The sequence below is a fragment of the Micromonospora sp. CNZ296 genome (genome assembly GCF_007827635.1).
On record NZ_VISW01000011.1, the window covers coordinates 128,389 to 148,029 of the forward strand.

Annotated in this window: 18 protein-coding genes, 1 tRNA gene and 1 pseudogene; 5 read left to right on the forward strand and 15 right to left on the reverse strand. The window is 72.1% G+C overall.

Annotated features, from left to right (window positions below; all coding sequences use genetic code 11):
• Nucleotides 1-130 precede the first annotated feature (130 nt).
• Complete coding sequence (gene galE, locus FB455_RS19395; RefSeq protein WP_013283963.1) at nt 131-1,117, forward strand: UDP-glucose 4-epimerase GalE; 987 nt, start codon at nt 131-133, stop codon at nt 1,115-1,117.
• Nucleotides 1,114-2,271, forward strand: a complete 1,158-nt coding sequence (galK, locus tag FB455_RS19400) for a galactokinase (RefSeq protein WP_145754444.1) — start codon at nt 1,114-1,116, stop codon at nt 2,269-2,271. The genes galE and galK overlap by 4 nt, the downstream gene beginning before the upstream one ends.
• A 90-nt stretch (nt 2,272-2,361) precedes the next feature.
• Here galK and FB455_RS19405 read toward each other — a convergent pair whose 3' ends face one another.
• The 9 genes and pseudogenes from FB455_RS19405 to FB455_RS19445 form a co-directional block, all read right to left on the reverse strand.
• Complete coding sequence (locus tag FB455_RS19405; RefSeq protein WP_013283961.1) at nt 2,362-3,663, reverse strand: sulfate adenylyltransferase subunit 1; 1,302 nt, start codon at nt 3,661-3,663, stop codon at nt 2,362-2,364.
• Nucleotides 3,663-4,574 carry a sulfate adenylyltransferase subunit CysD gene (gene cysD / locus FB455_RS19410; RefSeq protein WP_013283960.1) on the reverse strand — a complete coding sequence of 304 codons (912 nt, stop codon included), beginning with the start codon at nt 4,572-4,574 and terminating at the stop codon, nt 3,663-3,665. The genes FB455_RS19405 and cysD overlap by 1 nt, the downstream gene beginning before the upstream one ends.
• 79 nt (nt 4,575-4,653) lie before the next feature.
• Nucleotides 4,654-5,487 carry an inositol monophosphatase family protein gene (locus tag FB455_RS19415; RefSeq protein ID WP_030274093.1) on the reverse strand — a complete coding sequence of 278 codons (834 nt, stop codon included), beginning with the start codon at nt 5,485-5,487 and terminating at the stop codon, nt 4,654-4,656.
• A 65-nt stretch (nt 5,488-5,552) separates the two neighbouring features.
• Complete coding sequence (gene pth / locus FB455_RS19420) at nt 5,553-6,143, reverse strand: aminoacyl-tRNA hydrolase (RefSeq protein WP_145754446.1); 591 nt, start codon at nt 6,141-6,143, stop codon at nt 5,553-5,555.
• A gap of 100 nt (nt 6,144-6,243) precedes the next feature.
• Nucleotides 6,244-6,939 (reverse strand): 50S ribosomal protein L25/general stress protein Ctc, encoded by a 696-nt coding sequence (locus FB455_RS19425; RefSeq protein WP_013283957.1) that lies wholly within the window; start codon nt 6,937-6,939, stop codon nt 6,244-6,246.
• A 284-nt stretch (nt 6,940-7,223) separates the two neighbouring features.
• Nucleotides 7,224-8,204, reverse strand: a complete 981-nt coding sequence (locus tag FB455_RS19430) for a ribose-phosphate diphosphokinase (protein WP_013283956.1) — start codon at nt 8,202-8,204, stop codon at nt 7,224-7,226.
• Nucleotides 8,205-8,260: 56 nt separating this feature from the next.
• Nucleotides 8,261-9,784 (reverse strand): annotated as a pseudogene (glmU, locus tag FB455_RS19435) (bifunctional UDP-N-acetylglucosamine diphosphorylase/glucosamine-1-phosphate N-acetyltransferase GlmU); the annotation flags it as partial.
• Between the two features lie 73 nt (nt 9,785-9,857).
• Nucleotides 9,858-9,928: transfer RNA gene (locus FB455_RS19440), tRNA-Gln, on the reverse strand.
• A gap of 47 nt (nt 9,929-9,975) precedes the next feature.
• On the reverse strand, nt 9,976-10,596 hold the full coding sequence (locus FB455_RS19445) for a resolvase (protein ID WP_145754449.1): 621 nt from the start codon (nt 10,594-10,596) through the stop codon (nt 9,976-9,978).
• 192 nt (nt 10,597-10,788) lie between these two features.
• On the opposite strand from FB455_RS19445, the gene FB455_RS19450 reads away from it, so the two are divergent.
• Complete coding sequence (locus FB455_RS19450; protein WP_013283952.1) at nt 10,789-11,457, forward strand: TetR family transcriptional regulator; 669 nt, start codon at nt 10,789-10,791, stop codon at nt 11,455-11,457.
• 24 nt (nt 11,458-11,481) lie between these two features.
• Here FB455_RS19450 and FB455_RS19455 read toward each other — a convergent pair whose 3' ends face one another.
• From FB455_RS19455 to FB455_RS19480, 6 genes are all read right to left on the reverse strand, one after another.
• Nucleotides 11,482-11,949 (reverse strand): DUF4383 domain-containing protein, encoded by a 468-nt coding sequence (locus tag FB455_RS19455; RefSeq protein ID WP_013283951.1) that lies wholly within the window; start codon nt 11,947-11,949, stop codon nt 11,482-11,484.
• Between the two features lie 115 nt (nt 11,950-12,064).
• Nucleotides 12,065-12,520 carry a DUF4383 domain-containing protein gene (locus FB455_RS19460; RefSeq protein ID WP_013283950.1) on the reverse strand — a complete coding sequence of 152 codons (456 nt, stop codon included), beginning with the start codon at nt 12,518-12,520 and terminating at the stop codon, nt 12,065-12,067.
• Between the two features lie 97 nt (nt 12,521-12,617).
• A complete protein-coding gene (locus tag FB455_RS19465) occupies nt 12,618-14,417 on the reverse strand; it encodes an ABC-F family ATP-binding cassette domain-containing protein (RefSeq protein ID WP_145754451.1) in 1,800 nt (599 codons plus the stop codon).
• Between the two features lie 65 nt (nt 14,418-14,482).
• Entirely contained in the window at nt 14,483-15,436 is a 954-nt protein-coding gene (locus FB455_RS19470; RefSeq protein ID WP_013283948.1) for a 4-(cytidine 5'-diphospho)-2-C-methyl-D-erythritol kinase, read from the reverse strand.
• Between the two features lie 86 nt (nt 15,437-15,522).
• Entirely contained in the window at nt 15,523-16,392 is an 870-nt protein-coding gene (gene rsmA, locus FB455_RS19475; protein ID WP_013283947.1) for a 16S rRNA (adenine(1518)-N(6)/adenine(1519)-N(6))-dimethyltransferase RsmA, read from the reverse strand.
• Between the two features lie 102 nt (nt 16,393-16,494).
• Nucleotides 16,495-17,400 (reverse strand): TatD family hydrolase, encoded by a 906-nt coding sequence (locus tag FB455_RS19480; RefSeq protein ID WP_091330237.1) that lies wholly within the window; start codon nt 17,398-17,400, stop codon nt 16,495-16,497.
• A gap of 81 nt (nt 17,401-17,481) precedes the next feature.
• On the opposite strand from FB455_RS19480, the gene FB455_RS19485 reads away from it, so the two are divergent.
• Together FB455_RS19485 and FB455_RS19490 are read left to right on the forward strand one after the other, a co-directional pair.
• The gene (locus tag FB455_RS19485; protein WP_013473945.1) at nt 17,482-18,726 is read left to right on the forward strand and encodes a hypothetical protein; all 1,245 of its coding nucleotides are present in this window, start codon (nt 17,482-17,484) and stop codon (nt 18,724-18,726) included.
• Nucleotides 18,727-18,787: 61 nt separating this feature from the next.
• Nucleotides 18,788-19,639 (forward strand): alpha/beta fold hydrolase, encoded by an 852-nt coding sequence (locus FB455_RS19490; RefSeq protein ID WP_145754453.1) that lies wholly within the window; start codon nt 18,788-18,790, stop codon nt 19,637-19,639.
• Nucleotides 19,640-19,641 lie beyond the last annotated feature (2 nt).

A 19,641-nucleotide genomic window follows, 5' to 3' on the forward strand; every position in this document is an offset into this window, starting at 1 on the left:
GATCTGTTCAATCATGAAGGATTATGATGGAATGGAGGCGGACTCAACTCGACAGCCGCGACACAGCCCTCGGCCGTAGGGTGATCGCGGGACGGCCGCCGCGGGACGCGGCCCAGGCAGGAGGACCGACGTGAAACTGCTCGTCACCGGCGGCGCCGGCTACATCGGCAGCGTGGTGACCCGGATGCTGCTCGACCACGGCCACCAGGTGACCGTGCTGGACGACCTGCGCACCGGTCACCGGGAGGCCCTCGCCCCCGACGCCACCCACGTCGAGCTGCCGGTGCACGAGGCCGCCCGGGTGCTCACCCCCGACGCCGGGTTCGACGGCGTGCTGCACTTCGCCGCCCTGATCGCCGCCGGCGAGTCGATGATCCGCCCCGAGCTGTACTGGCACACCAACACGGTCGGCTCGATCGCGCTCATCGACGCGGTCCGTGCCGCCCGGGTGCCCCGGATGGTCTTCTCCTCCACCGCCGCCGTCTACGGCAACCCCACCGAGCTGCCCATCCCGGAGACCGCCGTCAAGGCGCCCACCAGCACCTACGGCGCCACCAAGCTGGCCGTCGACATGGCGCTCACCTCCGAGGCGATCGCGCACGACCTGGCCGCCGTCTCGCTGCGCTACTTCAACGTCGCCGGGGCGTACCTGCGCGACGGGCTGGCCATCGGCGAGCGGCACGACCCGGAGACGCACCTCATCCCGATCGCGCTCGACGTGGCCGCCGGACGGCGGGAGAAGCTCCAGCTCTTCGGCGACGACTACCCCACAGTCGACGGCACCTGCGTCCGCGACTACATCCACGTCGAAGACCTGGCCCGCGCCCACCTGCTCGCGCTGGACGCGGCCACCCCGGGCCGGCACCGCATCTACAACCTCGGCAACGGCAACGGCTTCACCAACCGGCAGGTGGTCGACGTGGTCCGCGAGGTCACCGGGCACCCGGTGCCGGTCGAGGTGGCCCCCCGCCGCGAGGGCGACCCGGCCGAGCTGGTCGCATCCTCCGCGCTGGCCCGCGACGAGCTGGGCTGGACGCCGGCCAAGCCCACCCTGCACGACATGGTCGGCGACGCCTGGGCGTTCTACCGGGCACACGTCGCGGGACAGCCCTCATGACCGTCGCCGACCGCGCCACCGCCGGCTTCCGGCAGCGGTACGGCACCGAGCCGGCGGGCCGCTGGGCAGCTCCCGGCCGGGTCAACCTGATCGGCGAGCACACCGACTACAACGACGGCTTCGTGCTGCCCTTCGCGCTGCCGCTGCGTACCGTGGTCGCCGCCGCGCCCGCCCCCGACGGCCGCTGGACCGTCTGGTCGGAGCTGGACGACGAACCGGTCGAGTTCGGCGCGGCGGAGGCCGACGAGCCCGGCCGGGTCGACGGCTGGGCCGCCTACGTGGCCGGGGTGGTGTGGGCGCTGCGCGCCGACGGCCACGACGTCCCGGGCGCGCGGCTCGCCGTCGCCTCCGACGTGCCGGTCGGCTCCGGGCTCTCCTCGTCGGCGGCGATCGAGTCGGCGGTGCTGGCCGCCCTGGTCGACCTCGGCGGGCTCGACCTGCCCGCCGGCCGGTGGCCGCGGCTCGCCCAGCGGGCCGAGAACGACTACGTCGGCGCGCCCACCGGGATCATGGACCAGTCCGCGGTGATCCGCGGCCGGGCCGGGCACGCGCTGTTCCTCGACTGCCGCACCGAGGAGGTCGAGCAGATCCCGTTCGACCTGGACGGCGCCGGGCTGGCCGTGCTGGTGATCGACAGCCGGGCGCCGCACCGGCACGCGGACGGCGAGTACGCCGCTCGGCGCAAGAGCTGCGAGCAGGCCGCCGCGACGCTCGGGGTGACAGCGCTGCGCGACGTCGACGTGACCGACCTCGACGCCGCGCTGGCGCGCCTCGACGACGACGAGACCCGCCGCCGGGTCCGGCACGTGGTGACCGAGAACCAGCGGGTGCTCGACACCGTCGCGCTGCTGCGCGCCGGCCGGGTCCGCGACACCGGTCCGCTGCTGACCGCCTCGCACGCCTCCATGCGCGACGACTTCGAGATCACCGTGCCGGAGATCGACACCGCGGTCGAGGCGGCGCTGGCCGCCGGCGCGTACGGCGCGCGGATGACCGGCGGCGGCTTCGGCGGCTGCGTGCTCGCCCTGGTCGACGCCGACGCCGACGCCGCCGACGCGGTGGCGGCCGCCGTGACCGAGGCGTACGCCGAGCGCGGCTTCACCGCCCCCGGCACGCTCACCGTCCTGCCCGCCGGTGGCGTCACCCGCCTGTAAGGAAGGGCCCCTTATTAACGCCTGCGGTAGAGGAAGGGCCCCTTGTTAACAGCGCACTGTTAACAAGGGGCCCTTCCTTACAAACCAGGGTCAGCCGGCCTCGACGATCATGCCGGCGCCGACCGTACGGTTCGTCGACTCGTCGATGATCACGAAGCCGCCGGTGGTGCGGTTACGGCGGTACTCGTCGGCCAGCAGCGGAACCGTGGTGCGCAGCCGGACCCGGCCGATCTCGTTGAGCTTCAGCTCACCGGCCGTCTCGTCGCGGTGCAGCGAGTTGATGTCCAGCCGGTAGTGCAGCCCGCGCACGATCGCCCGCGCCGAACGGGTCGTGTGCTTGATCGCGTACTTGCCGCCGACCTGCAACGGCCGCGTCTCGTCCATCCAGCAGATCATCGCCTCGATGTCCTGCACGGCCATCGGGGCGTTGTTCGGCCGGCAGATCATGTCGCCGCGGGAGATGTCCAGCTCGTCGGTCAGCCGGACCGTCACCGACATCGGCGGGAACGCCTCGTCCACCGGGCCGTCCGCGGTCTCCACCGCGGCGATCCGGCTGGTGAAGCCCGACGGCAGCACCATCACCTCGTCGCCCGGCTTGAGCACGCCGGAGGCCACCTGACCGGCGTAACCCCGGTAGTCGGTGACGGTGGTGGACTGCGGCCGGATCACGTACTGCACCGGGAACCGCACGTCGACCAGGTTGCGGTCCGACGCGATGTGCACCCGCTCCAGGTGGTGCAGCAGCGACGGGCCCTCGTACCAGGGCATGTTCTCCGAGCGGGTGACGATGTTGTCGCCCTGCAGCGCGGACACCGGCACCACAGTCAGGTCCGGCACGTCGAGCTTCGCGGCGAACGCGGTGAACTCGTCCGCGATCCGCTCGTAGACCTCCTGCGACCAGTCCACCAGGTCCATCTTGTTCACGCACAGGACCAGGTGCGGCACCCGCAGCAGCGAGCAGAGGAACGCGTGCCGGCGGGACTGCTCCACCAGGCCCTTACGCGCGTCCACCAGGATCAGCGCCAGGTCGGCGGTGGAGGCGCCGGTGACCATGTTCCGGGTGTACTGGATGTGCCCCGGGGTGTCGGCGATGATGAACTTCCGCCGCGGCGTGGCGAAGTAGCGGTACGCCACGTCGATGGTGATGCCCTGCTCCCGCTCGGCGCGCAGGCCGTCGGTGAGCAGCGCCAGGTTCGTGTACTCGTCGCCCCGGGCCGCGCTGACCGCCTCGACGGCGGCGAGCTGGTCACTGAACAGCGACTTGGTGTCGTAGAGCAGACGGCCGATCAGCGTCGACTTGCCGTCGTCGACGCTGCCCGCGGTGGCGAACCGCAGCAGGTCCATCGGCCGCGCGGTCTCACTCTCGGCCGGGGCCAGGGTCTCGACGCTCATCAGAAGTAGCCCTCTCGCTTGCGGTCCTCCATGGCGGCCTCGCTGACCCGGTCGTCGCCGCGGGTCGCGCCGCGCTCGGTGATCCGCGTGGCGGCCACCTCCTCGATCACCTTCTCCACCGTGTCGGCGTCCGAGCGGACCGCCGCGGTGCAGGAGGCGTCACCCACGGTCCGGTACCGCACCTGCGCCTTGAACGGCTGCTCACCGGCGCGGGCCCGGAAGAACTCGTTCACCGCGTAGAGCATGCCGTCGCGCTCGATCACCTCGCGCTCGTGCGCGTAGTAGATCGACGGCAGCGGGATCCGCTCCCGCTCGATGTAGTGCCAGACGTCCAGCTCGGTCCAGTTCGACAGCGGGAACACCCGGATCGACTCGCCCGGGTGGTGCCGGCCGTTGTAGAGCGCCCACAGCTCCGGACGCTGGTTCTTCGGATCCCACTGGCCGAACTCGTCGCGGAAGCTGAACACCCGCTCCTTGGCCCGCGCCTTCTCCTCGTCGCGCCGGGCGCCGCCGAACAGCGCGTCGAAGCGGTGCTTCTCCACCGCCTCCAGCAGCACCGGCGTCTGGATCCGGTTGCGCATGCCGTCGGCCGACTCGCGGACCAGGCCCTTGTTCAGCGCCTCCGGCACGCTCGCCACGATGAGCTGCAGGCCCAGCTCGGCCACCCGCTGATCGCGGTAGTCGAGCACCTCGGGGAAGTTGTGCCCGGTGTCCACGTGCATCACCGGGAAGGGGATGTTGGCCGGCGCGAACGCCTTCTGGGCCAACCGGAGCATCACGATCGAGTCCTTGCCGCCGGAGAACAGCAGCACCGGCCGTTCCATCTCGGCGACGACCTCGCGCATCACGAAGATGCTCTCCGCCTCGAGCGCGTCGAGGTGCGACACCTGGTACGCGGCGGGGGACGTCATGACACGAACTCGATTCGCACGGATCCGTACATCGGATTCCAGACCTTTCAGGTCGGACTCGTGAAGAAGAACGCTCAGGTTACCCGGAATGCCGCTGCAACGCTGCAAGCAACCGACTCGCGAGATCCTTGCGGCAGACCAGCAGATCCGGTAGGCGTGGGTCGGCCCCGTTGTATTTCAGCGCAGAACCGTCGATCCGGGAAGCATGCAGACCGGTGGCCGTCGCCACAGCGACCGGAGCGGCCGAATCCCACTCGTACTGACCGCCCGCGTGGATGTACGCGTCGACCTCACCCGTGACCACGGCGGCGATCTTCGCGCCCGCCGAGCCCATCGGAACCAGATGAGCGCCGACGTCCTCTGCCAGGTCGGTCAGGAAAACCGGCGGACGGCTACGGCTGGCCGCCAAGCGGATGACCCGCGCGCCGCCCCCGGTGGCCGCCTCCACTGTCATCGGCGGGTACGCCGGCGGGTGGTCCGTGCCGAGCACCCGGTGCTGGGCCGGCAGCGCCACCGCGCCCGCCACCAGACCGTGCGGCCGCGACGCGTTACGCGACCAGAGCGCCACGTGCACCGCCCAGTCCGCGCGCCCCTCCTCCGCGTACTCCCGGGTGCCGTCCAGCGGGTCGATGATCCAGACCCGGTCCGCGGTCAGGCGCGACAGCGCCGCGTCTGTCACCTCCGCCGTCCAGGCCAGCCGCGAGCCCTCGTCCTCCTCCGACAGCACCGCGTCCGCCGGCCGCCACTTCGCCAGCTCGGTGCGGATCAGATCGTGCGAGACCTTGTCGCCGGCCGACCGGAGCGCGCCCGCGTCGGCGAAGCCCATCTCCGCGCGCAGGGCCGTCAGCGCCTGACCGGCCCGGGACGCCAGCCACCGGGCGAACCCGCCGTCGATCATCGGAGGACTGCCCATGCTGCTCCCGTCACCCGCCTTCGCTCCCGTCGCCCGAGGCTACCGGCCGGGCTCCGCCCCGCCGCTCAACTCCCGTGGTACAGGTTCTGCGTCGGCTCCACGCCCTTCAGAACCACGGACTCCACCACGTCCGCCGCGCGGTCCACCAGGAACTCCAGCTCCTTGCGCTCCGACGAAGAGAAATCCGAGAGTACGTAGTCAGCCGGGTCCTGCCGGCCCGGCGGCCGGCCGATGCCGAACCGCACCCGCACGTAGTCCTTGGTGCCGAGCGACTTCGACATCGAGCGCAGGCCGTTGTGCCCGCCCTCGCCGCCGCCGCACTTCACCCGCACCTGCCCGTACGGGATGTCCAGCTCGTCGTGCACCGCGATCACGTGCGCCGGCGGGATCTTGTGGAACTGCGCCAGCCCGGCCACCGGACCGCCGGAGAGGTTCATGTACGTCAACGGCTTCAGCAGCACCAGCTTCGGGCCGCCGAACCCCAGCCGCCCCTCCGCGGCCTCGGCCATCGCACGCTTGTGCCGCCCGAACTTCGCGCCCACCCGGGCCGCCAGCAGGTCGGCCACCATGAACCCGACGTTGTGCCGGTTGCCCGCGTACTCCCGGCCGGGGTTGCCCAGGCCGACCACCAGCCACGGTCCCGCCTCGTCCGTCACCCGACGCCCCTTCCCGCTCGCTCGCCCGACCAGCCGTCCCGATACGCCGACAGGCGCCCCCGGGAACCGGGGACGCCTGTCGCACAGCCTTGCGGACCGGTCAGGCCTCGGTCTTCGCCTCGGCCGGGGCCTCCTCGCCCTCGGCGGCCGGAGCGCCCTCGGCACCCTCGGCGGTCTCCTCGCCGACCTCGGCCTCGGCCTCCTCGGTGGCCTCCTCGACCTCGGGGAGGGTGGCCTCGAGCTGCTCGGCGGTCGGAGCGGCGGTCACCGAGGCGACAGCGGTCTCCTCGTCGGTGGCCAGCTCGACGCCGGCCGGCAGCTCGACGTCGGCGGCGGTGATCGTGGTGCCCGGCTCGGCGCCCTCGATCGACGCCTCCAGGTGGTCCGGCACCTTGGTCGCGTCGGCGGTCACCGACAGCGTGTCGTGGTCGTGCACGATCAGGGTGTCCTTCGCGGCCTCACCGGTCAGCTGGACCGGGACCTCGACGGTGACCTTCTCGCCACGGCGGACCAGCAGCAGGTCCACGTGCTCGAAGGTGTCCTTGATCGGGTCACGCTGGATCGCCTTCGGCAGCGCCAGCACCTGGGTGCCGTCGCTGACCTCGATCGCGAAGAGCTGGTTCGCGCCGCCCTTACGGATCGCGGCGGCGAACTCCCGCGCCGGAAGCGCGATGTGCTTGGGCTTCTCGCCGTGGCCGTACAGCACGGCGGGCACCTTGCCGGCCCGGCGGGTACGACGGGCACCACCCTTGCCGAACTCGGTACGGGGCTCGGCGCTGATCTTTACCTCGGACACGGGGAAACTCCTGATGCTTCGCTGCGGCGGCTTGTCGTCTGGCGGTGCTGGGGCGAGGGGCTCGCTGGGGCTAGGGTCATGAACGACCGCCCGGAGCACCGCGTCGATGACGGCGCCTCCGTGCGGTGCTTGTCAGCAGCCCGCCGGGCACCCTCGCCGTGGCAACCGCACCAGTCTACCCGAGGGAATTCCCGGCTCTCCGGCAGTCCCCCATATCACCGCCCCGCCGGTTCCGCAGGGCATCGGCCCGGCCGCCGGGAACTCCCGGCGACCGGACCGCACGCTCAGCTCAGGCCACCGAACAGGGTGGTCACCGAGCCGTCGTCGAAGACCTCCCGGATCGCCCGCGCCAGCAGCGGGGCGATCGACAGTACGGTCAGCTTGTCCAGCTGCTTCTCCGACGGCAGCGGCAGCGTGTTCGTCACCACGACCTCGCTGATCGGGCTGTTCTTCAGCCGCTCCGTCGCCGGGTCGGACAGCAGCGCGTGGGTCGAGGCGACCACGATCTCCGCCGCGCCCTGCTCCTTGAGGATGTCCGCCGCCTTGGTGATCGTGCCACCAGTGTCGATCATGTCGTCCACGATCAGGCACACCCGGCCCTCGACCTCACCGACCACCCGGTTCGCCACCACCTGGTTCGGCTTGAGCGGATCGCGGGTCTTGTGGATGAACGCCAGCGGGCAGCCGCCCAGCCGGTCGGTCCAGCGCTCGGCCACGCGTACCCGGCCCGAGTCCGGCGCGACCACCGTCATCGGCCGGCCCGCGTACTTGTGCTCCACGTACTCGGCCAGCACGTCCATCGCGAACAGGTGGTCCACCGGGCCGTCGAAGAAGCCCTGGATCTGCGCGGTGTGCAGGTCCACGGTCAGGATCCGGTTCGCGCCCGCCGTCTTCAGCAGGTCCGCGATCAGCCGCGCCGAGATCGGCTCCCGGCCGCGGTGCTTCTTGTCCTGCCGCGAGTACGGGTAGAACGGCAGTACCACGGTGATCCGCTTGGCCGAGCCGCGCTTCAGCGCGTCGACCATGATCAGGGTCTCCATGACCCAGGTGTTCACGCCGTGCGTCACGGACTGCACCACGAAGGCGTCCGAACCACGGACCGAGTCCTTGTACCGTACGAAGATCTCGCCGTTGGCGAAGTCGTACGCGTCGGCCGGCGTCGGCGCGACGCCGAGCACCTCACCGATCTCCTTGGCCAGCTCCGGAAAACCCCTCCCGGAGAAGAGCATCAGGCTCTTGCGGTTTTCGGCGACGATGCTGCCCATGGGCCCGTCTGCTCCCGTATGTCGGTGGTGCCCGGCGGCGGTGGGGCCGGGGACTGTTCGGTTGCAGTATGCCCCCGGTTCAGCGATCCACCCACGGCCCGCCGATCCCCGTGGATTCAGTCACCTTCGCTTGCGGCGCCGCCCGTGTCCGGCGCACCCTCACCGGCCCGCCGCGCCGCCTCCGCGGCGTCAGTACCGGCCCGCTTGCGCAGTACCCAGCCCTCCACGTTGCGCTGCTGACCACGCGCCACCGCCATCGCGCCCGGCGGCACGTCTCCGGTGATCACCGAACCCGCAGCGGTGTACGCGCCGTCGCCCACCCGCACCGGCGCCACGAACATGTTGTCCGCTCCGGTACGGGCGTGACTGCCGATGGTGGTGTGGTGCTTGCGTACCCCGTCGTAGTTGACGAAGACGGTGGCCGCGCCGATGTTGCTGTGGTCGCCGATCGTCGCGTCGCCCACGTACGACAGGTGCGGCACCTTCGACCCGTCACCGATCGACGCCTTCTTGGTCTCCACGAACGTGCCGACCTTCGCCTTGCGGCCCAGCCGCGACTCCGGCCGCAGGTACGCGTACGGGCCGACGCTCGCCTGCGGGCCCACCTCGGCGCCGAGCGCGTGGCTGCGCACGATGCTCGCGCCCGCGCCCACAACCGTGTCCACGAGCGTGGTGTCCGGGCCGACGAGCGCGCCCTCGCCGACCACTGTCGCGCCCTGGAGCTGCGTGTTCTGGTCGATCACCGCGTCCCGCTCGACGGTCACGGTCACGTCGATCCAGGTGGTGTGCGGGTCGAGGATGCTGACCCCGGTACGCATCCAGCCCTCGTTGATCCGGTCGCGCAGCAGGCGGCGCAGCGCGGCCAGCTCGACCCGGTCGTTGCAGCCGAGCGTCTCCACGTGGTCGGCGGCGCAGTGCACGGCCACCGGCTCACCGGCGTCGCGCAGCAGCGCGAAGACGTCGGTCAGGTACTCCTCGCCCTGGTCGTTGTCCGTGGAGAGCTTGCCCAGCGCCTCCCGCAGGCGAGCCGCGTCGAACGCGTAGATGCCCGCGTTGATCTCCCGCAGCGCGCGCTGCTGGGGGGTGGCGTCGCGCTCCTCGACGATCTGCTCCAGGTGCCCCTGCGCGTCCCGCACGATCCGGCCCAGACCGGTCGGGTCCGGCACCTCGGCGGCCAGCACTGTCGCCGCCGCGGCGGCCTCCTCGTGCGCCTCGACGAGCGCCTGGACCGTCTCCGGCCGCAGCAGCGGCACGTCCCCGTTGATCACCACGACGGTGCCGGTCGCGTCCGGCACCGCGTCCAGCGCGATGCGGACCGCGTGCCCGGTGCCGAGCTGGCGCTCCTGGAGCACCGGCGTGGCACCCGGGGCGACCTCGGTCAGGTGCTCCCGGACCTGGTCGGCGCCGTGGCCGACCACGACCACCGAGCGGTCCGCGCCCAGCGGACCGGCCGCGGCCAGGACGTGACCGAGCAGGGTACGGCCGAGCAGCGGGTGCAGCACCTTGGGCAGGGACGACTTCATCCGCTTGCCCTCACCGGCGGCGAGCACGACAACGGTGCGGAGGTGGGGCTGGGACACGACGTGGCTCCCGTCGGGACGGCGACAGTCTCGCGGTCATGCTAACCACGCGACGGAGGGCAAACAGCAGAAGCTCCCGGGAGAGGATTCGAACCCCTATAATCAGGACCAAAACCTGACGTCCTGCCATTAGACGACCCGGGATGGTCGAAAACGGGCAAATAGTATTACGCCCGTCGGCTGCCTACACCTTACCGGTCACGAGGTGGATCTTCATTGCTCATTCCTTTCATGATCCCTTCGATCCTCCAATAGAGACGGGTTCCACCCACGACGTGCACGGTCAGGCAGCCGTGGTAGTCGGCTCCGACGTTCTTGCGCCTGGTCAGCGGCCGGTGCCTCTTGATCGTGGTGGGCTGGAAGCTCTCCGCCGGCACGCCTACCCGAGCCGCCCACCACCGCACCGCAGCCGCGTCGTCCGCCGTCTCGTGGATGCTCACCCGGAACCTCCGGTCCTCGACCGGCACCTCGACGGCGTTCAGGAAGCGAAGGAAGAGCATCACCAGCAACGGATCGCTGTTGACGAATTTGATCCGGCAGTCGTTCGGACGCCAGGGCTTCGCCTTGCCACCCTCACACCAGTAGATCGCCGCGCCGATCAGCAACAACTCGCGCCGGTCGAGGCGCCGCACCCAGTCCGCCGACGCGGCCACCACCTCGGCCCGGGCCGCGTCCCGCGCCGCCCGGTGCGCGCTCCACTGCGCGTCGGCACGCGCCTGCTGGGCGACCCGCCGGCGCCGGCGCACCAGCTCCGGATCCAGCGGCACATGCCGGGTCCACAGGTATGCCGTGGACTTCGAGACGTCGAGCACCCTCGCGATCTCCCCCACCGGTGAGCCGGCTCGCCGCAGAGCCAGCGCCCGCGCATGCAGCTCCGGCTTCCACCCCCGGTAAGAGGGCGGACGACTACCGGACTCATCATCGACGGCCACCGGCGCAGATTAGGACGTACGTACGACAGCAGCCGGTCTGACCAAGAGCGTCGCGCCTGGCAGGATGGACGGGTGACCGACGTATCCGGCAGCGACCGCACCCGTCGGCGGCCCGTGCCGGCGGCGAAGCCCTCCCGGGTGCGGATGTCCGCGACGCAGCGGCGCGAGCAGTTGATCTCGATCGCCCGGCAGATCTTCGCCGAGCGCGGCTTCGACGCGACCTCGATCGAGGAGGTGGCGGCGCGTGCCAAGGTCTCCAAGCCGGTGGTCTACGAGCACTTCGGCGGCAAGGAGGGGCTCTACGCGGTGGTGGTGGACCGGGAGGTCCGCGCCCTGCTCGACCGGATCACCACGGCGCTGACCGCGGGCAACCCGCGGGAGCTGCTGGAGCAGGCCGCGCTGACGCTGCTGACCTACATCGAGGAGGAGACCAGCGGGTTCCGGGTGCTGGTCCGGGAGTCGCCGCTGATGTCGGCGACGGGCAACTTCAGCAGCGTGATGAACGACGTGGCGCACCAGGTGGAGCACATCCTGGCGGGCGAGTTCTCCATCCGGGGGTACGACCCGAAGCTGGCGGAGCTCTACTCCCAGGCGCTGGTGGGCATGGTGGCGCTGACCGGCCGCTGGTGGCTGGAGGTGCGTAAGCCGCGCAAGGAGACGGTGGCGGCGCACCTGGTGAACCTGGCCTGGAACGGGTTGTCGCACCTGGAGTCGAAACCCGGGCCGATCCCCCGGGGCTGACGCCGCGTCAGCGCAACAGCCGCGTCAGCGCTCACCGATGGGGTGGTAGCGGCGCTGCCGCTCCTCCTCGGCGTGCTCGGCGGTGCCGACCTTGTCGTAGAGGCCGGTGGCGAGCAGGACCAGCCCGAACAGCAGCGACACGATGACTGTCGACATCGAGAAGTTCAGGAAGTTCGCCGGGGTCTGGAGCACCGACATCATCAGGATGCCGGTGACCAGGAAGACCACGCCGGCGGTGAGGTTCATGTAGTGGCCGAGGTTGTCGCGGCGGGACGCCCCGATCAGCAGGACCGCACCGAAGACCACGGAAACCAGCGAGAAGGCCAGGTTGGTACGCAGGCCGAGCGCCCAGTCGCTGTCCCGGCCGAACAGTCCTTCGCCCCAGGTCTGGAAGACGCCGAAGACGCCGAAGACCAGGATGTAGAGGCCGATGAGCCCGGACAGCACCCGGTAGAGCGGCCGCGCGGGGTGGTTCACCGGGAAGTGCGCCATGGTGCCCTCCAGCCGTGTGACTGATTCGGGGCAATTGTCACCTGCGTTGTCCGGTCGCGTCCGGAAAACACCGAAGGCCCGGCGCAGCGCGCCGGGCCTTCGGTGAGAGACGGGATCAAAGCACCAGGCGGGCCTTCTGCCATGCCTCGTGCTCGTCGTCGGAGCCGACCTTGCCGTACATGCCGACCATCAGGAGCACCAGCGCCAGGGTCAGGACCACGACGTCGGTCATGATCGAGAAGTTGAAGATGTTGGCGTCGGTCTGCAGGAACGCCAGCGCGGCCAGGCCGATCACCATCAGCGTGTAGGCCAGCCACTGGTTGATCGCCACGTCGAGGTTGCGGCCGATCGCGGTGCCGACCAGGATCACGACGCCGACCAGCACCGACAGCAGCGAGAACGCCATGTTGGTGCCCTGGCCGAGGACCTTGGTGTCGTCCTGGGCGAGGAAGTCGTTGCCGGCGCTGGCGATGATGCCGAGGCCGCCGAAGACGACGAAGTACAGACCAACGAGCCCGCCGATCGCCCGGTAGATCGGCCGCGCGGGGTGGTTGACGGGGGTGTGGGCCATCTCTGCGTCTCCAAAAGACCGTTCGGACGAGGGTTCCACAGGTGATTGTCCCGTACGCCGGTCAGTGACGCCGCACACCCCCCACCCCGGCGGCAGGTCAGCCGCCCGGGAGCTCCTCGGCGAGGGACAGCCAGGTCTCCTCGGTGCGGTCCCGCTCGGCACGTACCTCCTTGAGCTGGGCGTCCAGCTCGGCGACCCGGGCGTAGTCGGTGGCGTTCGCGGCGAGCTGCTCGTGCAGGCCCGCCTCCTTCTGTTCGAGCTTGGCGATCTGCCGTTCCAGCCGGTTGAGTTCCTTCTTCGCGACGCGTACCTCGGCCGCTGACATGCCCTCGCGCGCCGGCGCCGCCGTGGCCGGGGTGAGATCGGCGGGTGCCGGGCCGCCGGCCGCGGCGGCGCGCGCGAGGTACTCGTCGACGCCGCCGGGCAGGTGCACCAGCCGGCCGTCGCCGAACATGCCGTACGCGACGTCGGTGACCCGCTCGATCAGGTAGCGGTCGTGGCTGGCCACCACGATGCTGCCGGGCCAGGAGTCGAGCAGGTCCTCCAGCGCGGCGAGCGTGTCGGTGTCCAGGTCGTTCGTGGGCTCGTCGAGCAGGAGCACGTTCGGCTCCCCGGCGAGCAGCCGCAGCATCTGCAGGCGGCGGCGCTCGCCGCCGGACAGGTCGCTCACCGGGGTCCAGAGCCGCTTGTCGTCGAAGCCGAAGATCTCGGCGAGCTGGGCGGCGCTGATCTCCCGGTCGCCGAACTGCACACGCCGGGCCACCTCCTCGACGGCTTCCAGCACGCGCAGGTGGCCGGGGAGTTCGGCGAGTTCCTGGGACAGGAACGCGGGCCGGACGGTCTGCCCGGCGGCGAAGCGCCCGCCGTCGGGGCCGGTCACCCCGGCGAGCATCCGCAGCAGGGTGGTCTTGCCGGCGCCGTTGCGGCCGAGGATCGCGACCCGGTCGCCGGGCCCGACCTGCCAGGTGGTGTCGTGCAGGATCTCCTTCGGGCCGGCGTGCAGCCGGACGTGTTCGAGGTCGTACACCTGCTTGCCGAGCCGGGCGGTGGCGAGCCGCTGCAGCGACATGGTGTCGCGGGGTTCCGGCACGTCGGCGATCAGCGCGTTCGCCGCGTCGATGCGGAACTTGGGCTTCGAGGTGCGTGCGGGGGCGCCCCGGCGCAGCCAGGCGATCTCCTTGCGGAGCAGGTTCTGCCGGCGGGCCTCGGTGGCGGCGGCGACGCGTTGCCGTTCGACGCGGGCGAGCGTCCACGCGGCGAAGCCGCCCTCGTACGCCCGGACGGTCTGGTCGGCGACCTCCCAGGTGGTGGTGCAGACGGCGTCGAGGAACCAGCGGTCGTGGGTGACCACGACGAGCGCGCCCTTGCGGGTGACGAGGTGCCGGGCCAGCCAGTCGACGCCGCCGACGTCGAGGTGGTTGGTGGGCTCGTCGAGGACGAGCAGGTCGGCGTCGCGGACCAGCAGCGCGGCGAGCGCGACCCGGCGGCGTTCCCCGCCGGACATCGGGCCGACCGGCGTGTCCAGGCCGAGGTGGGGCATGCCGAGGCCGTCGAGGATGGCGCGGACACCCGCGTCGCCGGCCCACTCGTGCTCGGCGCCCATGCTCTCGCCTAGCCAGGCGGTGCCGAGCACGACGTCCCGCACGGTCAGTTCGGGGGCGAGGTCCAGGCGCTGCGGCAGCCAGGCCACCCGCAGGTCGCGGCGGTGGGTGACGCGGCCGTCGTCGGGTTCCTCGGTGCGGGTGAGCAGGCGCAGCAGCGTCGACTTGCCGGCGCCGTTGAGACCGACCACACCGACCCGGTCGGCGTCGTCGAGGCCGAGCGAGACGTCGGTGAGCAGCGGCCCCGCGGCGCCGTACCCCTTGGACACCCGGTCCAGGTTGACGATGTTGGCCACTGACCCACCCTTCACGACTCAGGCGTCCCGGGGGCCCGGGACGCCTGAGTCAAGGGTACGGGGCGTCAGACCACGCGGGCGCCGGCGACCGGACCGTGCGCGACGCGGGCCTCCCGGCACACCCCGGCGGCGGTGATCTCGGCGGCGATCCGGACGGCGTCGGCCTCGCCGGTGGCGAGGAAGACGCAGGTGGGTCCGGAGCCGGAGACGATGCCGGCGAGCGCCCCCGCGGCCTCGCCGGCCTTGAGCGTCTCGGCCAGCGAGGGGCGCATGGTCAGCGCGGCGTCCTGGAGGTCGTTGCCGAGCGTGGCGGCGAGCACCCGCGGGTCGCGCTGGCGCAGCGCGGCGAGCAGCGCGTCGGTGCTGCCCAGCGGCGTGCCGGCGGCTCCGGCGTCACGCAGCCGGTCCAGTTCCCGGTACGCGGCCGGGGTGGACAGGCCGGCGTCGGCGATCGCCACCACCCAGTGCCAGGAGGTGGGGCGGGCCAGCACCGGGCTGACCGCCTCGCCGCGGCCGGTGCCGAGCGCGGTGCCGCCGTGGATGAGGAACGGGACGTCCGAGCCGAGGTCGGCGGCGATGCCGGCGAGCTCGTCGCGGGACAGCCCGGTGCCCCAGAGCGTGTCGCAGGCGACGAGCGCGGCGGCGGCGTCGGCGCTGCCACCGGCCAGCCCGCCGGCGAGCGGGATCTGCTTGCGCAGGTGCAGCCGGGCGTGCGGGGCGACGCCCGCGTAACCGGCCAGCGCGTGCGCGGCGCGCAGCGCCAGGTTGGTGTCGTCCAGCGCCAGCTCGCCGGCGCCCTCGCCCTCCATGGTGAGGGTGAGCGTGTCGCCGCGACGGGCGGTCAGCTCGTCGTAGATCGAGATCGCGTGGTAGACGGTGTTCAGCTCGTGGTAGCCGTCACGCCGCAGCGGTCCGACCCCGAGATGCAGGTTGACCTTGGCGGGCACCCGCACCTTGACCGGGCCGCTGGCCCCGCGCCGCTGCCCGTCCTCGTCCCCCGGTCGCCATGCCTCGGTCACCGGGTGGACTCCACCGGACGTGGGCGGATGTCGAACGGCTTCGGCACTGTCAGCTCCTCGGCGAGGGGTCGGGCAACGGCGCCAGCCTACTGCTCGCCGCCGGGGGCGTCCGGGGCCGACGCGGCGATGGCGGCGAACTGCTCGACGGTGAGCGATTCGCCCCGCGCGGACGGGTCCACGCCGGCGGCGGTGAGAGCGGCGGCGGCCCGGTCCGCGCCGCCGGCCCAGCCGGCCAGGGCGGCGCGCAGCGTCTTGCGGCGCTGGGCGAACGCGGCGTCGACGACGGCGAAGACGGCCTTCCGGGGTACGTCCGGCCGGGGCGGCTCGCGCCGGGTGAACGCGACCAGGCCGGAGTCGACGTTCGGCACCGGCCAGAACACGTTCGGCGGGACCTTGCCGGCTGCGCGGGAGCGGGCGTACCAGGCGAGTTTGACCGACGGGATGCCGTACACCTTGGAGCCGGGACCGGCGACGAGCCGGTCGGCGACCTCCTTCTGCACCATCACCAGGCCGTGGCGCAGTGTGGGCAGCTCGGCGAGCAGGTGCAGCACGACCGGCACGGCGACGTTGTAGGGCAGGTTCGCCACCAGCGCTGTGGGCGCCGGGCCGGCCAGGTCGTCGGCGGTGACCCGCAGCGCGTCGGCCGGATGGACGGTGAGCCGCTCGGCGGCCGTCCCGGCGAAGCGGGCGGCGGTCTCCGGCAGCGCGGCGGCGAGCGCCGGGTCGAGTTCCACAGCGTGCACGTGCGCGGCGACCGGGAGCAGGGCGAGCGTGAGCGAGCCGAGCCCGGGGCCGACCTCCAGCGCCACGTCGTCGGGGGTCAGCCCGGCGGTGGTGACGATCCGGCGCACGGTGTTGGGGTCGTGCACGAAGTTCTGGCCGAGTTTCTTGGTCGGCGTGACGCCGAGGCGCGCGGCGAGTTCCCGGATCTCCGCCGGGCCGAGGAGTCCGGTCACGCCCCGTAGCGTAAGCGCCCCCGCCCGCGGGGAAGGAAGGGCCCCTTCTTAACGCCTCGCGATATGGAGGGGCCCCTTCTTAACGCCACGGACCGAACGCGCTCAACGCCACGGGCCGAACGCTCGCTCACCGTTCGAGGAGAGGGCGGCGCAGAGGGCGTCCACGTCGGTGCCGGTGGTTTCGGCGAGGAAACGGACCGTGAGCGGGATCAGGTACGACGCGTTGGGCCGTCCCCGGTACGGCATCGGGGTCAGGTAGGGCGCGTCGGTCTCCACGAGCATCTGCGCGGGCGGGGTGACGGCTGCGGCCTCGCGCAGCGCGGCGGCGCTGCCGAACGTGACGGTGCCGGCGAAGCTGAGCAGGAAGCCGCGCCGGACGCACTCGCGGGCGAAGTCGGCGTCGCCGGAGAAGCAGTGCATGACCACGGTTTCCGGGGCGCCCTCGTCGTCGACGATGCGCAGCACGTCGGCGTGCGCGTCCCGGTCGTGGATGACGAGCGCCTTGCCGTGCCGCTTGGCGATGGCGATGTGCGCCCGGAAGCTCTCCTCCTGCGCGGCCCGCCCGTCGTCGCCGGTACGGAAGAAGTCCATCCCGGTCTCGCCGACGCCCCGGACCCGGTCCCGGCCGGCGAGGGTCTCGATCTCGCGCAGCGCCTCGTCCAGGTCGGCCAGCCGGGGCGCCTCGTTCGGGTGCAGCGCGACGGTGGCGAGCACCGGGGCGTACCGGTCGGCGACGTCGGCGCTCCACCGGGACGAGTCGACGTCCACCCCGACCTGGACGAGCCGGTCCACGCCGGCCCGGGCGGCGACGTCGATCGCGGCGGCCACCGGGTCGTCGCCGGTGGTGCCGCCGGGAGGCGTGCCGAACTCGCCGACGGTGATGTCGAGGTGGGTGTGGCTGTCCGGCACGGGTACGGGCAGCGGCTCGGGGGCGGGCGGGAACTCCCCGGCCCGGCGGGCGGCGCGCTGCTTGCGGGTCTCGGTCTGCTCGGTCATCGCGGCCAGCATCACACACCCGCCCGGGGCTGCGTTCCCGGACCGCCACCGGCTGTTCACATGCCTCACATCTGGCGGGCTTAGCGTCCTGGAGTGACAGTCACCGACCAGGCCGGCGGGCCCGCCTCCGACCGGGCCGGGTTGCGCGTGACGTACGGCGGCCGGGTGCATCCGGCGGAGGAGATCGCCCGGGGCGCGGCGTACGAGTTGTTCAGCGCCGACGAGGCGCCCGGTTTCGAGTGGTGTCCCCGGCCCGGCAACGGCTATCCGTGGCGCCGGTTCGTGCACGCGACCGAGGTCGACGCGGTGCACGGGGGCGCCGGTTCGGCCGACGACACGGACGCGCCGCTGCTGATGCCGGTGCACCGGGACCGGGGCTGGGCGTACGTACACCAGCTCAGCCAGCAGCCGGGCGCGGCGGCGGATCCGACGCTCGCCGCCGTGCGAGCGTCGGCGGTGATCCGGCCGGGTACCCGCATGGTGAAGGTGCTCTCCGCCCGGCAGCTCGCCGGGTACGTGCGGGGCGTGCTGCCGCACGGCTTCTGCTACCGGGAGCACGACGTCGCGCACCTGCGGACACCGGCCGGGATGGCGGTGCTGCGGGGCGACTCCGAGGGCGGCGACGTGGCGTACGCGGTGCGCTGGCGGGCCGCCGACCCGGCCGACTACGACGTGCCCGTGGGCCCGGCGCACCGGGGACTCATGGCGTTGCCGCCCCGGGACCGGCTCGGGCCGCCGGTGCTGGGTACCGGGTTCGTGCCGAGCAGCGCGCAGCTCGTACCGGAGTTCGTCACCCGGGAGTTCGCCGACCTGCCGATGCCGGCGAACGCCACCCTGCTCGCCTACCCGGCCGACGGGGTGGAGGTGGTCCTCTACACCTACCAGGCGGAGCAGCGGGGCTGGCTGCGCCTGGCCGGCCCGCAGTGGCGGCACCTGCTCGCCGCGGTGCCGGGTCTCTCCGCCGACCAGGAGTACGTGCCGACCGGTGAGGCGCCCCGCTCCACCCGGCTCGTCGGCACGTACGCCGGTTCGGAGTACGAGGCGGTGGCCGACCAGCCGGGCGGGTTCCGGGTGCTGGCGATGACCCGGGCGGCCCGGTACCCGGTGGACGCGGCGGCCCGGCGGGTGCGCACGGCGGCCTGGCGCGGGGTGCCCTGCCTGGTGCTGCGGGAGGAGGGCGGCTGGCTGCGGTTGCGGCTGCGCCGCCCGGATCCGGACGCGGTGGCCGCGACCGGCGCGCAGTGTCTGGAACGCGGCGTGTACGAGGTCTGGGCGCCCGGCGCCGAGCTGGCCGACGACCGGGTGGTGGACCTGCCCTATCCGGCCCGGCACGAATAGACGAGGGCAGGTCGGGAAGGCGTGGGGTGTCCGAGAAACCCGCGCGAGGGGGAATCCCGACATGCCTTTCGTCACCGTCGGTACGGAGAACTCCGCACCCATCGACCTGTACTACGAGGATCACGGTTCCGGTCAGCCGATCGTGCTGATCCACGGTTTCCCGTTCAACGGGGCGACCTGGGAGAAGGTGAGCGGTCCGCTGCTGGACGCCGGATACCGGGTGATCACGTACGACAGGCGTGGATTCGGCAACTCCGCGCAGCCGGCCATGGGCTACGACTACGACACGTTCTCCGCCGACCTCGACGTGCTGATGACCGAACTGGACCTGCGGAACGCGATCCTGGTCGGGCACTCCATGGGCACCGGTGAGGTGACCCGCTATCTGGGCGCGTACGGGTCGGACCGGGTGGACCGGGCGGTGCTGATCTCGCCGTTGGCGCCGTACCTGCTGAAGACCGCCGACGACCCGCAGGGCGTGGAGAAGAGCGTGTTCGAGGGCTTCCAGCAGGCCATCCTGGCGGACCGGTTCGCCTACCTGACCGCGTTCTGCGACGCGTTCTTCGACTCCGGCGGAAAGCGGGACCGGGCGGTCAGCAACGAGGCGTACCACGCCCACTGGCAGATCGGCACGCAGGCGTCGGCGAAGGGCACCCACGACTCGGTGGACGCCTGGCTGAGCGACTTCCGGCCCGACCTGCCGAACATCGACGTGCCGGTGCTGATCATCCAGGGCGACAAGGACGCGGTGCTGCCGTACCCGGCCACCGGTCAGCGGCTGGTGAGCATGCTGCCCGACGCCCGGCTGGTCACGCTGCCGGACGCACCGCACGGCCTCCCGTGGACCCACGCGGGCGAGGTCAACAAGGCGGTGATGGAGTTCATCGGCAAGCCGAGCATGGCCCGCGCCTGACC

What these genes read in the sequence shown, in the direction of transcription:
- galK (WP_145754444.1), top strand. Translation starts at nt 1,114, where the DNA reads ATGACCGTCGCCGACCGCGCCACCGCCGGCTTCCGGCAGCGGTACGGC.
- FB455_RS19405 (WP_013283961.1), bottom strand. Translation starts at nt 3,663, where the DNA reads ATGAGCGTCGAGACCCTGGCCCCGGCCGAGAGTGAGACCGCGCGGCCG.
- cysD (WP_013283960.1), bottom strand. Translation starts at nt 4,574, where the DNA reads ATGACGTCCCCCGCCGCGTACCAGGTGTCGCACCTCGACGCGCTCGAG.
- FB455_RS19415 (WP_030274093.1), bottom strand. Translation starts at nt 5,487, where the DNA reads ATGGGCAGTCCTCCGATGATCGACGGCGGGTTCGCCCGGTGGCTGGCG.
- FB455_RS19430 (WP_013283956.1), bottom strand. Translation starts at nt 8,204, where the DNA reads ATGGGCAGCATCGTCGCCGAAAACCGCAAGAGCCTGATGCTCTTCTCC.
- FB455_RS19455 (WP_013283951.1), bottom strand. Translation starts at nt 11,949, where the DNA reads ATGGCGCACTTCCCGGTGAACCACCCCGCGCGGCCGCTCTACCGGGTG.
- FB455_RS19460 (WP_013283950.1), bottom strand. Translation starts at nt 12,520, where the DNA reads ATGGCCCACACCCCCGTCAACCACCCCGCGCGGCCGATCTACCGGGCG.
- FB455_RS19480 (WP_091330237.1), bottom strand. Translation starts at nt 17,400, where the DNA reads ATGCTGGCCGCGATGACCGAGCAGACCGAGACCCGCAAGCAGCGCGCC.
- FB455_RS19490 (WP_145754453.1), top strand. Translation starts at nt 18,788, where the DNA reads ATGCCTTTCGTCACCGTCGGTACGGAGAACTCCGCACCCATCGACCTG.